The sequence below is a fragment of the Bradyrhizobium elkanii WSM2783 genome (assembly GCF_000472865.1).
GTDB lineage: Bacteria > Pseudomonadota > Alphaproteobacteria > Rhizobiales > Xanthobacteraceae > Bradyrhizobium > Bradyrhizobium elkanii_A.
The window spans coordinates 1-13,010 of the sequence record NZ_AXAP01000096.1 but is presented as its reverse complement, the minus strand read 5'-3'; the positions used below and the strand labels follow the sequence as shown (position 1 = coordinate 13,010).

12 protein-coding genes and 1 pseudogene are annotated in these 13,010 nt (G+C 63.3%); 11 read left to right on the top strand and 2 right to left on the bottom strand.

What is annotated here, in order from left to right:
• Positions 1-128: 128 nt before the first annotated feature.
• Together YY7_RS0142370 and gspD are read right to left on the bottom strand one after the other, a co-directional pair.
• Positions 129-659 (bottom strand): tetratricopeptide repeat protein, encoded by a 531-nt coding sequence (locus tag YY7_RS0142370; protein WP_080664092.1) that lies wholly within the window; start codon positions 657-659, stop codon positions 129-131.
• Positions 660-671: 12 nt separating this feature from the next.
• Positions 672-3,029 carry a type II secretion system secretin GspD gene (gspD, locus tag YY7_RS0142365; protein ID WP_196237417.1) on the bottom strand — a complete coding sequence of 786 codons (2,358 nt, stop codon included), beginning with the start codon at positions 3,027-3,029 and terminating at the stop codon, positions 672-674.
• A 293-nt stretch (positions 3,030-3,322) separates the two neighbouring features.
• On the opposite strand from gspD, the gene YY7_RS0142360 reads away from it, so the two are divergent.
• The 11 genes and pseudogenes from YY7_RS0142360 to YY7_RS54660 form a co-directional block, all read left to right on the top strand.
• Complete coding sequence (locus YY7_RS0142360; protein WP_028168450.1) at positions 3,323-5,002, top strand: GspE/PulE family protein; 1,680 nt, start codon at positions 3,323-3,325, stop codon at positions 5,000-5,002.
• Between the two features lie 4 nt (positions 5,003-5,006).
• Positions 5,007-6,218, top strand: a complete 1,212-nt coding sequence (locus YY7_RS0142355) for a type II secretion system F family protein (protein ID WP_028168449.1) — start codon at positions 5,007-5,009, stop codon at positions 6,216-6,218.
• A 16-nt stretch (positions 6,219-6,234) separates the two neighbouring features.
• On the top strand, positions 6,235-6,750 hold the full coding sequence (gspG, locus tag YY7_RS0142350) for a type II secretion system major pseudopilin GspG (RefSeq protein WP_028168448.1): 516 nt from the start codon (positions 6,235-6,237) through the stop codon (positions 6,748-6,750).
• Positions 6,743-7,207: a type II secretion system protein gene (locus tag YY7_RS0142345; protein ID WP_028168447.1), complete on the top strand. Its 465-nt coding sequence runs from the start codon at positions 6,743-6,745 to the stop codon at positions 7,205-7,207. Before gspG ends, YY7_RS0142345 begins: the two co-directional genes overlap by 8 nt.
• Entirely contained in the window at positions 7,188-7,592 is a 405-nt protein-coding gene (locus tag YY7_RS0142340; RefSeq protein ID WP_028168446.1) for a prepilin-type N-terminal cleavage/methylation domain-containing protein, read from the top strand. Before YY7_RS0142345 ends, YY7_RS0142340 begins: the two co-directional genes overlap by 20 nt.
• Complete coding sequence (locus tag YY7_RS54665) at positions 7,589-8,314, top strand: PulJ/GspJ family protein (RefSeq protein ID WP_035692424.1); 726 nt, start codon at positions 7,589-7,591, stop codon at positions 8,312-8,314. Before YY7_RS0142340 ends, YY7_RS54665 begins: the two co-directional genes overlap by 4 nt.
• Entirely contained in the window at positions 8,292-9,203 is a 912-nt protein-coding gene (locus YY7_RS0142330) for a general secretion pathway protein GspK (protein WP_028168445.1), read from the top strand. The genes YY7_RS54665 and YY7_RS0142330 overlap by 23 nt, the downstream gene beginning before the upstream one ends.
• Positions 9,203-10,276 carry a PilN domain-containing protein gene (locus tag YY7_RS0142325; protein WP_051397222.1) on the top strand — a complete coding sequence of 358 codons (1,074 nt, stop codon included), beginning with the start codon at positions 9,203-9,205 and terminating at the stop codon, positions 10,274-10,276. Before YY7_RS0142330 ends, YY7_RS0142325 begins: the two co-directional genes overlap by 1 nt.
• Before the next feature lie 44 nt (positions 10,277-10,320).
• Positions 10,321-10,842 (top strand): type II secretion system protein GspM, encoded by a 522-nt coding sequence (gene gspM / locus YY7_RS0142320; protein WP_245287616.1) that lies wholly within the window; start codon positions 10,321-10,323, stop codon positions 10,840-10,842.
• A complete protein-coding gene (locus tag YY7_RS0142315) occupies positions 10,842-11,471 on the top strand; it encodes a hypothetical protein (protein ID WP_035692421.1) in 630 nt (209 codons plus the stop codon). The genes gspM and YY7_RS0142315 overlap by 1 nt, the downstream gene beginning before the upstream one ends.
• Before the next feature lie 244 nt (positions 11,472-11,715).
• A pseudogene (locus YY7_RS54660) lies at positions 11,716-12,831 on the top strand (integrase core domain-containing protein); the annotation flags it as partial.
• Positions 12,832-13,010 lie beyond the last annotated feature (179 nt).

The following is a 13,010-nucleotide window of genomic DNA, read 5'->3' as shown; positions in this document are numbered from 1 at the left end:
GACGGTAGCAATTCTGTCACAAATCGCAACCTGATTGCGACGGGCTGACGGAGGCTTGACGCTTCTGTGACGCGGTCGACTGGGCAGCGCAACGCGCGCGGCCAGCCGGACTTAATGTGACGGAGACGCTACCTGCTCGCTCGCAGGCCCGGCGCAGGAAACGCCGGCGCCCAGTTCAACGCCAGCCGCTGGCCGATCGCGATCTCATCGGTCGACATTTTTGAAGCGACTGCGTTGCGGAACCGCGCATAGGTGTCCCGCTCGCGGCCGGTGGTTCGGGCGGCCGCGAGATTGAGCCACTTATAGGCGAGGATGAAATCCTGCGGAACGCCGTGGCCCTTGTCGTACATCAAGCCGAGCATGGCCTGCGCGAATGGGTTGCCCTGGACGGCAGCACGGCAATAGAGATCGGCGGCGGCGTCATAGGCCTGCGGCGCGCCGAAGCCATGCTCATACATGAAGCCGAGCAGGCCGAGCGCGGTTGCATTCTCGCGTTCGGCCAGCGGTGCAAGCTCCCGGAACGCGCTGACGTAGTCGCCGCGATGGAACGCCGCGGTCCCGCGCGAAAGATTGCTGGCCGCGACCGGCGCGGCGGCTGCCGAAAGCGCAACGGCCAAGAGCGCGAGGAGAAATCGACGCCCGGCGCGGATGCTCAGCATTCTCTGTCCTGCTCAATGGAAGCTGGTCGTGATTGCGGCGTTGGTCGGGGTCGTGGCAATGCTGCCGCGCAATTTCGATCGGAGTTCTTCCGCCACGACGTGAGCGTCGGAGCCGTCGCGGATGATCTGCGGGCGGATGAAGATGATCAGCTCGGTGCGCTGGGTCGAGTTGTTCTGGTGTCCGAAGGCATCGCCGAGGCCCGGAAGCTGGTCGAGCACCGGGATGGCGCTGCGGGTGCCGTTCTGCTGCTCGCTGATCAGGCCGGCCAGCAGCACGGTCTGGCCGTTGGCGACTGAGATCTGGCTCTTGACCCGCCGCTCCGACACCGTCGGTGTCAGGCTGTTGGCACTGGCCGCGGGCACATTGCTGATCTCCTGCTCGACGTCGAGCCGGACATTGCCATTGACGCTGATGCGCGGCGAGACGCGGAGGATGATGCCGGTGTTGCGATAGTCGATCGTGTTGACGACGGTGTTGTTCGTCGTCAACACCGTCGCGCTTCCGGTCGACACCGGGACGACGTCGCCGACCTGCAGCGTCGCCACCTGGTTGTTGATCACCACCAGCGATGGGTTGGAGAGCACCTTGACGCTGGTCACCGCATGCAATGCATCGAGGATCAGGCTGGGCTGGGTTTCAGATCCGATCAGGAAGTTGAAGCCAGGGAAGGCCCGATTGATGAAAGCGTTGGTGACCGATCCGGCGACGGTGGCCGCCCCGGTCGTCGGGTCGGTAATTGTCGTCGGCGCCGCGGTGGCCTGGGTGTTGAGAATGGAGCCCGTGTTCGGCTTCAACCCGACATTCCGGCTCGTCAGGTAAGCCTGCACGCCATAAGACAACGTATTGTTCAGCGTGACCTCAGCAATCGTCGCATCGATCGCGACCTGCAACTGCGGCTGGTCGATCTGCACCAGCGTGGATTCGATGATCCGGTAGTTCGCCTGGTCGGCGTAGATCAGCAGCGTGTTGTTGACGGTGTCGGGTGTGATCCGCACGTCCTGCATCATCGGCTGGCCGTTTCCGGAACCGCGGCCGCTGTCGAGCGGAGCGCCGCCGCCGTTTTGATTGCCGTTGGCCGGCTGCCCGCCAAGCCCGCCGTTGCCGCCGAGGCCGGGCGTGCCATTCATGGAGAGATTGCCGCGCGAGGCAAAGCCGCCATTTGTGTTTGACCCCAAATTGCCGTTGAGCGAGAGCCGATCGCCAGCGCTTGAAGTTGCCGCTATCCCGGACCCCGGCGCGATCTGGCTGTCGGCACTCTCGGTCAGGCTCGACGACGATCCGCCGAGGAACATATCCGTCAACACCCGGGCGATCTGGCGGGCATCGCCGAACTTGACGCGATAAACGTGGACGGTGGTCCGCGCGGTATCGTTTCGATCAAGCCGCTTGATCCAGGTCGCCGCCGTGCGAAGCATTTCCGGCTTCTTGGTCACCACCAGCACCGCGTTGAGGCGGGCAATCGGCAGGAACTTGATGATGTTCTGACTGAGGCCGTTCTCGCCGGAATCGACGATCTTCTCCATCTCGGCAATGATGGGAGCGGGCGAGCCGCTCGATATCGGGAATACGCCGACGGATTGGCCGCGCATCCAGTCGACGTCGAAGCTGAGCACGGTGTCGACGGCGGTGCGGCGCTCGGCCCCGGTTCCCTGAATCAGGATGAGGTTTCGTGTTGTATCCGCGCGCACGGCGCCGGCCTTGGTGGCGAAGCTGTCCATCAGCTTGAGCAGCGTTTGCGCCGACACATATTGTAAAGGCACGACGGAGACGCCGAACCCGGGTTCCGGGTTGCCGCTTGCCGTATCAACCCGGCCGCCGCCGACCGCATCGCCGAGCGGCGTAAGCCGGTAGCCGGTCGTATCGCGAAGCAGCACGACGCCGCTCAATCTCAAGGCATTCTCCAGCACGAACACGATGTCCGACTTCGGCACCGGACGGACCGACACCAGGCTCACCGTGCCCTGCACCCGCGGATCGATGGTGTAGCCGACATGCAGTATGTCGCCGAGGACGACCTTGGCGACCGTTGCAACCGGTGTGTTCTCAAAGTTCAGATCGAAGCCGTTGCCGTTCGCTGTCGGCTGCAGCCGCTCGTCCGACACCGCCGTGACTTCGGATCCTTCATACATGGCCGCGCGAACGCTGCCACTTTGGGCGCCACCAGCGCCCGACGCGTTCACCGGTTGCGATTGCCGCGGCAACAGATCGAGCGAACGTACCTTGTCGGAGATGTCGACTTGAGCCGAATCCACGCCTCCGACCGTTGCGGAATTGCAGGACGCCAGCAGCCCCAGCGACAACAAAACAAAGGCGGCAGCAACGCCGCCACGAATCCGTTGGTAGCGGCCCAGCTTGCCTACGCGCACCATTAGTCCTTGCCGTTTCCGACTGGAGGATGTTCGACGATCCGTCCCTGTCCCCTCGGATTATTAGCGAGCCAACATGACAGAAATAAATTGGTTGCGTGATTGTTGCCCTGGCGACCATTCTGCGATGGAGGCCGAAGCATGAAAATGAGGCAGCAATTCAGATCAGGGAGGGTAGTCTCAAAGTTTTCTTTAGCGGTGAGCAGGCGCCGCGTTCGTATGCCTGTCACACTTCGGATCGATAACAACACGCCTGACGTCTGCGCTGCTTCAAATCATGTGACGGAAAAGACGACATGGCCAGCGATCGGTCCTCGCAGTTCGTCGACTACCTCCGTCAGAACAAGCATTTGACGCCGGTTGACGGTGAGACCGACGCGACGGGTCAGAGCGGCTCCGGCCGTCGCATCCACAAGCTGTGGGAGATCACTGATCTCTCGCCCGCCGAGTTTGCCGACGAGGCCGCCCGCTTCTTCGAGCTCGGTCGCATGACCCTGCAGGAGATGATGTCGGCCGCGCCGCTCGCGGCGTCGTTCTCGCAGCGCTTCCTGCGCGAGACCATGGTCTATCCGTGCACCACCTCCGATGGAACAATGACGCTCGCGGTCGTCGATCCGACCGATCAGGCGACGCAACGCGCGGCACAGATCGTGCTCGGCACCGCCGTCACGGTCAAGATCGCAACCTCGGAGGACGTTGCCGTCGTCCTCGATCAACGACTGAATGTCGATGATACTGACGCGGCCGGACCGGCGGCAGCGCTGCCGCGCGAGGACGACATCGAGAGCCTGCGCGATCTTGCGAGCGGCGCGCCGGTGGTCCGCGCGGTCAATGATCTGCTTGAAAAAGCCGTCGAACTTCGCGCCAGTGATGTCCACATCGAGCCGTTCTCCTCCGGCCTCGTGGTCCGCCTGCGCATCGACGGCCTGCTGCGGCCGGTGGCGGCATTGTCAGGCGTGCTGCCGCAAGCCGTCATCTCCCGCATCAAGATCATCGCCAATCTCAATATTGCCGAGCGCAGGTTGCCCCAGGATGGTGCGGCGCGATTGCGGGCAGGGCGTTCCGATATCGATATCCGCGTCGCGATCATGCCGACGCAGCACGGCGAGTCGGCCGTCATTCGCATCCTACCAAAGGATCGCGGATTGCTGGTCGTGGAAAAACTGGGCTTCTCCGCATCCGACGAAAGCAAGTTGCGGCAGCTCCTTGCGCTGCCGCACGGCATGATCGTCATCACCGGTCCGACCGGCAGCGGCAAGACAACGACACTTGCGACGATCCTCTCAATCCTCAACGAGCCGACTCGCAAGATCCTGACCATCGAAGATCCGGTCGAATACGAAATTCCCGGCGTCAATCAATCCCAGATCAAGCCCGCGATCGGCCTGACCTTTGCCACCGCATTGCGCTCGTTTGTGCGCCAGGATCCGGACGTGATCATGGTGGGCGAAATCAGAGATTCCGAGACCGCGCATGTTGCGGTCCATGCGGCTCTCACCGGCCATCTGGTGCTGACGACGCTGCATACCGAGACGGCGGCTGCGGCGGTGCCACGCCTGCTCGACCTCGGCGTCGAGGGCTATCTCCTGCGTTCGGTCCTGCGCGGCGTGATCGCGCAGCGTCTGGTCCGGCAGCTATGCGAACGCTGTAAATCAGGACGGACGCTTGGCCCTGCCGATTTCGCCGAGGATCCGCGGCTTGTCGCATTCGGGTTTCGCGCCGGTGAAACGATCCAGGAACCCTGCGGATGCGAACGCTGCGGCGGCAACGGCTATCGCGGCCGGCTCGGTGTGTTCGAGCTGCTAGAAATCTCCAACGAGTTGCGCGAACTGATCGGGGAGAAGACCGACGGGCTGAAGATCGATGCGACGGCGATCCGTGCGGGGATGACGACAATGCTCGACGACGGCATCGCCAAATGCCGCGCCGGGCTGACGTCGCCTGCCGAAATTCTCCGTGTCACAACCATGCGGTGACCACGTGCCGAATTTCCGCTACCGCGCCCTGACCCAGAACGGCGAGATCGTGAACGGCACGATCAGCGCACCGACGGCCGCCGAGGTCGCGCGCCGGATCGAATATCTGCGGCTCTTGCCGATCGAGACCATCGAAGACAAGCGCGCGTCCCACGGTTCGGGAGGTCACGGCTTGTTCGGCCGGCCGAGCGCCGCCGAGATCACCACGTTCACGCGCGACCTCGCAGTGCTGCTCAAGGCCGGCGCCCGCCTCGACGACGCCCTTGAACTGCTGTCCGGCGATGCCGATGTCGGGCGGATGCGCCCGGTGGTGGCGAAGATCCGGGCGGCTCTCCTCGCCGGCGAGAGTTTCGCCGATGCGGTGGCAGATCATCCGAGCTTGTTTCCACCGATGTATGGCGCCTTGGTGCGCGTCGGCGAAGTCTCGGGCACGCTCGATTCCGTGCTCGAAATGCTGGGCGCTGAGCGCGCGCGTTCCGAACAGATGCGGCGGAAACTCACCGATGCGATGCAGTATCCCGCCTTTGTATTGGTCGCGGCTTCGGGCGTGATGCTGTTCTTTCTTCTGTTCGTGCTGCCGCAATTCTCGACCGTGCTTGGGGATTTCGGTGCGAAGTCCGATACGGCGCTCGCCACCTTCATCCAGTTGTCGGATTTCCTGCGTGCCAATGCGACGGCAGCCATGTTGATCGCGGCTGTGACCATTGCAGTCGTCTGGTGGTTGTTGCGCCAGCCGAGCGTGCGCGCTGCAATGATGAACGGGCTATCGCAGCTACCCCTCATCGGCAACATCTTTCAGTTCTATCGCGCCAGCCTGTTCTGCCGCAATCTCGGTGTCCTGCTCGGCAGCGGCGTCAATCTCACGGCCACCTTGCGTATCCTGGTTGACATCATGGCGGTGACAGGAAGCGAAGCGAGCTGGACCGCTGCAGCCGACCGCGTCCGGCATGGCGGGAAGTTGTCGGAAGCCCTTGCCGTCGCCAACAGCCTGCCGCCGATGGCGGTACGCATGCTTCGGCTCGGTGAAGAAACCGGGCAATTGCCAGTCCTGTCGGGACGGGTCGCGGAATTCTACGAAGCAAAATTGCAGCGCAGCCTTGACCGTATCGTCGGCATCGTCGGGCCGCTTGCGATCATCACGATCAGCACGGTCGTCGGCGGACTGATCGTGTCGGTCATGACAGCGCTGCTGTCGGTCACGCAACTTGTCGGTTAAGAGCAAGGGTCACATCATGATTTCGCTCAAGAGTATTGCTGAACTGCTCGTCACTCGCTTCATTCATCGAGCCGCCCGCGAGAGAAAACAGCACGCTTATCGCGGTCAAGAGGGCTTCACGCTGGTCGAGATGCTGGTTGTGATTGCCATCATCGGCCTGATCATGGGCCTGATCGGCCCGCGTGTGCTCAATTATCTCAGCGAGTCCAAGGTCAAGGCCGCACGCATCCAGCTGCAAAGCTTCTCAAGTGCGCTTGACCTGTTCTATCTCGATGCCGGCCGGTTTCCTTCATCTGCCGAAGGTCTCGCCGCGCTGGTGCAGCGGACGCCGGGGCTCGCCGCCTGGAACGGGCCGTATCTGAAGGGCGGCAATGTCCCGAAGGATCCCTGGAATCACCCTTACGTCTATCGGTCGCCCGGCGAGCACGGTCCCTATGACATCGTCTCCTATGGCGCCGATGGCCAGGAGGGTGGCAGCGGCAATTCCGCCGACATTTCTCTCGAAAAGACGACAGCCTCCCGAGATGAATGACGTCACGCAGCGCGGTTTCACCCTGCTGGAGATGGTGTGTGTGCTCGCCATCATCGCATTGCTGGCTGCCGTGTTGCTGCCGTTCATTCCACGCCAGACGTCGCGGTCGCGTTTGCAGGCCTATGCGTTGCAGACCGCGACGCTCCTGAAAGCGGACCGCAACGCCGCCATCAATCGTAATGCCAGCATCGCGACGCTGGTCGATCCGCCGAGCCGCGTGATCCATTCCGGTTCGTCGCGATCGACGGTCCGCATTCCCGAGGACGTACGTTTCGATGCGCTGTTGCCGCAAACCTGCCAACGGCAGGCGGCGCTGTCGACCATTCGCTTCTTCGCCAACGGCAGTTCATGTGGCGGATCCATCGCGCTGACACGGTTCGACGCCGGCTATGAGATCCGCGTCAACTGGCTCACCGGAAGGGTCGAGGTAGTTTCCCGTGACACCGCCACCAACTGATCGCCCCGACGCGGGCTTCACGATCATCGAGGTGCTGGTCGCGCTGGCGGTGGTGGCCGTCTCCATTATCGCGATCGGTACCGTCATGGCCGGCAACATGCGCGGCGTGCGGGCATTGGAGCAGCACGTGGCGCTGATGCAGGCGGCGCGCACCTTGATGACGGTGGGTGTTCCGCCGCGCGCGGAATTGCAGCAGGGCACCTCGACAGGCCAGGCCGAGGGCTATCGCTGGACCATCGACGTCAGTCCGCTTGGTGACGATTGGAATGTGCCGGGCGCCAATGTGCCATGGACGGCCGAACTGGTGAGGATACGCGTCAGGTCGCCCACTGGCGCGCTATCCGATGTTCGGACGGTGCGCTTGATGCCGAGGCCATCAGAATGAGCCCGGCATCGGCAGCGCGGCGCGCCCATGAGCGCGGATTTACGTTGATAGAGACCATCGTCGCGCTGGCGCTGATGGGGCTCTTGCTGTCGGCGCTCGCGAGCATCACCGCGCAATGGCTGCCGAACTGGAACAAGGGATTTGGCCGGATCCAGCGCAGCGAACTGGCTGGGATCGCGCTCGAGCGGATTGCCGCGGACCTGGCCGCAACCGAATTTATTCCCGCCAACCGCGACTCGCGTCGTCCGCTGTTCGACGGATCGGAATTGTCTGTCACGTTCGTGCGGACGGCGGCGGGGCCGAACGCGGGGCCAGGGCTCGACGTGGTGCGTCTCGGTGAAACCAAAGATCGCGGCGAATTCGTCACGGTCCGCTCGCGGACGCGCTTCACGCCGTTGCCCGTTGGGCTGTCGCTGTCGGAACAAACGCATCTCGGCGATCCGGTGGTGCTGCTGCAAGCGCCCTTTCGACTGTCATTCGCCTATGCCGGTCCCGACCATGTCTGGAAAAGCACGTGGCGAAACGCGGACCGGCTGCCGGCAATGATCAAGCTGACGGTGCGTGATGCTGCGAGCCAGCGCGTGCTGTCGGTCTCGACGATCGCGCCAGTCCATGTGCAATTGCCGAGTGATTGCACGAAGCCGGACGGCAAATGCAACGATAACAACGCGCAAGGCGCTACTGAACCGGGGGGACGCGATGACCGCGATCGGCGCACGTAAACCCTCAGGCGAACGCGGCTTCGTCATCGTTACCGTGCTTTGGATCCTGGCGGCCCTGTCATCGCTCGCGATGGTCTTCGCCGCCTATTTATCGGCATCCACGCGGGCGATCGCCGTCAACGAGACGGCGCTGCAGACCGAAGCCTTGGTATCCGCGAGTCTCGAACTGACGGCCTACCAACTGGCGCTGGCGGACGAACGTACCAAGCCTCCCCACGGAGCCTTCCAATTCCGCATGGATGATGCGAGCGTCCAGGTCGCTTTCATTTCCGAGGCCGCCCGCATCGATCTGAACTTCGCTCCCAAGGAAATGTTGGCCGGCCTGTTTGCCACGCTGGGCGCCCGCAAGGACGCGGCCCTTGAATATGCGGATAGAGTCGTCGGCTGGCGAACCCGTCTCGTTCCCGGTCGCGCGAACGAGGAGGAGGCGCGTTACAATTCTGCCGGCTACTCGCCGCGGCAGGCTCCGTTTGTCCATGTCAATGAATTGGCGCTGGTCGTCGGCCTCCCGGCCGCGCTGGTGGAGCGTGCACTGCCTTTCGTGACTGTGTTTAACGGATCTCCCGATGTCGATCCGGCGATCGCGGCGCCGGAGGTCATCCAGGCGATGCCTGACAAACCTGCGAACAAGCCCAATTCGTTCGGAGATAGTTCGGCCTCGCTGAACCGGCCCCGGCCGGCGTCGCCGTCCGATTCGGGGAAGAACGATGCGTCGACCGCGACGAGTCCTTGTTATCGCGTCGAGACCACGATCCGTTTCCGCAATGGCCGCCGCAGCACTTCGGAGGTCGTGATCGCCATGGGCGACAAGGTCGACCCCTATCGCGTGTTGTCCTGGCAGGATGACATTGCGCCGCGAAACGTCGTTTCTCGTCGCGGGAGCACATGATGGCGATGATCGCGCAGGGCAGGGAGTGGTTCGAGCAATGGATCGCGGCGGTCGCGGGTGCGGTTGACGGCATGATGGACAGGCTGGTGCGTCAGCGCCGCATCCAGCTTGACGAGAATGCTGACGGCACATTCACCGCCAGCATGACTGCATCGAAAGACAATCTGGCTCCGACGATTCTCTCCTTCCGGATCCGGCACGGCGCCCCGGAGCCGACGTTGCCGGCGCAGTGGAGTGCGGTCTTCAAGGGCAGCCGTGTCGAGGTGCAATTGCCATCTGATCATGTCATGACCCGTCTGCTCGACTTCCCAACGCGGGCAGCTGATTTTCTCGATGGCATGATTCGCTCTCAGGTCGACCGCCTGACGCCGTGGGCGGCAGGCGAGGCGGTGATCGGCTGGAGTTCGCCGGTTGCAGTCGCTGACGATCGGATCGAAGTTGCCTTCAGTGCGACCTCGGCGTCGAAAGTCGATCCGTTGGTGCAGTTGGTGGACAGGTTGGGCGCTGCTTCCGTTGCCATCCATGCGCCGGCAGCGGGCGGCAGCGGCACGCCGGTCCGGGTGAAGCTGCTCGACAAGCGGCTGCGCAGCATGGCGGGACCGAACGTGCCGCGCCTGTTGCGCGTCGCCCTGATCTCCACCGGCGTCGCCGCCGCTGCCTCATTGTTCCTCAGCATCTATCTCGGCGGTTCGCTGCAATCTGAACAGGACGATATCCAGCGGCAGATTGCGCAACGCCGCGCGGCATTGCGGGTTGACGCCAATGGCGTGGCGTCCGGCATCGGTCTCTTGGCAAAGCGCAAGCAGACCACGCCATCGAGCGTGATGGTGCTGGAAGCGCTTTCGCGCGTGCTGCCCGACACGACCTATGTGACGGAGCTGCGCATCGAAGGCGACAAGGTGCAGGTCGTCGGCATGACCCAGGACGCCCCATCGCTGATCCGCCTGATGGAACAGTCGCCGCAATTCACCCGCGCCACATTCTTCGCACCGACCACCCGCGCGGCGAACGAGTCGGGCGAGCGTTTTCACGTCGAGGCCAATATATCAGCGTATTTTGGGTCCGGCTCATGAACGCATCAGCCCGATCATTGAAGGCAATCAGCACCTCGCCGTTCGTGGCGGCCGCGACCTATATCGGGCTGCTGATCCTGCTGCTGTTCGTGGCCATATCGTCGCTATCCGATCTTATCGGTCAGCGCAACGAACTCGCCTCGTTGTCGGCGATGCTGGCGCAGTTGGAGGGCCGCACGCCCAGAGCAGGCGGCGCGCCCGGTGAGACGATGCCAGCTGGCTCGGCCTATCTCGAAGGCGCCACCGTCACGGTTGCCGGCGCGACGCTGTTGCAGCGCGTGGCGGGTTCGGTGACCAAATTCGGCGGCAATGTATTGTCGACCCAGCTCGATGTTCCCAATACACCTGCGAAGGCCGGCTTCATCAGCATGGTCGCGAGTTTTGAAATCGAGCAACAACAGTTGCAACAGGTGCTTTACGATCTTGAGGCCGGCATGCCGTTTTTGTTCATCGACCAGCTCGTCGTGCAGACCATCCTCGATGGGGCGAACACGAACACGGGCGAACGCCTGGGCAAGCTGCGCGTTCTGCTGGGCGTCTCCGGACAGTGGCGGGGGGCCAAGTAATGCGTTTGGCAGTCATCGTCATGAGCTTCGCGTTGTCGGTTCAATCCATGGCGGCGGCTACGCCTGACGCATCCGGCGATGCACTCGATGCTGGGCTATTGGATGACACACGGCTCGGCGGACCCGTCCTGACATCGCCGCCGCCTTCCGAGCCTGTCACGACAGTGCGCGCGGTTCCACCGCCGGCGGCGCCGGTCCGGCAACTCAGCGCCAATCCGTTGTGGGGCATTCCGCTGACGCAACTATCCAACACGCGCGAGCGTCCGGTGTTCTCGCCCTCACGGCGGCCGCCGCCCGTCGCTGTCGCCGAGCCTGTCGTCACCAAGCCGCCGCCGCCGCGGAAGAAGGAAGTCGAACCTCCGCAATTGTCGCTCGTTGGCACCATTGCCGGAGATGACGAAGGCTTCGGCATCTTCCTGGATCAATCGACCAATGCTGCATTGCGGCTGAAAGTCGGCGAAGATTTTCAGGGCTGGAAGCTGAGTGCGATTCGCGGGCGGGAAGTCACCATGGAAAAGGACGAGCAGGGCGCTGTGCTCACACTGCCGCCGCCGGGCGGCGAGGGTGGTGGCGAGGTTCATCTCGTCCCGGTGAGCACGATCAGAACGCCATTGGTGAGGCGACGCTAGCGCGATGTCATTTGGTTGAATCGGTTTAGCCGCAAGTTCACCTCTCCCGTAGGGAGAGGTCGCGCCGGAGGCGCGGGTGAGGGGTTACGGTCCCTCGATAGAGCAGATCCCCTCACCCGGCGCTGCGCGCCGACCTCTCCCTACGGGAGAGGTGAAAAGAGGGGTCCTAACCGGCTACATAGGTAACAGAATAGACCGGCGACATGGGTAACAGGTCAACTGATCGGCAAGGAGGAGCTTGCCGATGGGTTGGATGGAGACCTGTGCTGTGGATGAACGGATGCGGTTTGTGGTGGCGGCGCAAAAGCATGAGGAGTCATTTGCGGCGGTGTGCCGGCGGTTCGGAGTGAGCCGTCGGGTGGGCTACAAATGGCTTGCGCGGTTCGAGGAAGAAGGGGCGGCCGGTCTGTTCGATCGTCCGCGAGCTCCCCTGCATCGTCCGCAGAGCATTGCGGAGGAGGTCGCCGAACGCTGCCTTGAGGTCCGTCGGGCGCATCCGACCTGGGGACCGGTCAAGGTCCTTGCCTTTCTCGAACGGAAGTCACCCCGGACGGCATGGCCAGCGGCCAGCACGATCGGCGAGCTGTTCGACCGTGAGGGGCTGACGGTGAAGCGCAAGTTGCGCCGCCGCAGCCCGCCCTCGAGCGTGCCCTTTGCCGGCTGCGAGGCGGCCAACGATGTGTGGTGTATCGATTTCAAGGGCTGGTTCCTGACCGGGGACGGCATGCGCTGCGAGCCGCTGACGATCACAGATGCCTACAGCCGCTATCTGCTGCGCTGCCAGGCTCTGGCACACACCGACACGGATCATGTCTGGCCGGCGCTGGACGCGGCGTTCCGCGAGTTTGGATTGCCGCATTACATGCGCTCGGACAACGGCTCGCCGTTTGCCTCGCGCGGCGCCGGAGGATTGTCGCGGCTGTCGGTCAAGCTGATCAAGGCCGGCGTGACGCCGGAGCGCATTGCGCCGGGCAAACCTCAGCAGAACGGCCGCCACGAGCGCATGCACCTGACCCTGCTGCAAGACGTTGCCAATCCGCCGGCTCCCACCATGCGCGAGCAGCTCAAGCGCTTGCGCAGCTTCCAGCATCTCTACAACCAAGAGCGTCCGCACCAATCGCTCGACAATGCCACGCCAGCCGACCGCTACCAGGCCTCCTCGCGCCGCTTCCACGGTATCTTGCGCAAGCCGGAATACGCTGATGACCAGGACGTTCGCTCGGTCCGGCACAACGGAGAGATCAAGTGGCAGGGCAACACGATCTATATCAGCGAAGCGCTGATCGGCGAGCCTGTCGGCTTGGCCGAGGACCAGGACGGCTGGACCGTCAGCTATGGCCCGATCGTGCTCGGCACGATCGCTCACCGCGATGACCAGCTCCGAAGACCCAAACGTAAAGCAAAAGGCTGTGGACTTGAGGACAACGCTGCGCGTTGCCCTCAGGGTCCACAGCCTCAACAACAACAGACCTGAACGAAACGAGAATTGTGTTACCTATGTCGTCGGTCTGAACTGTTACCCATGTCGCCGGTTGCTCA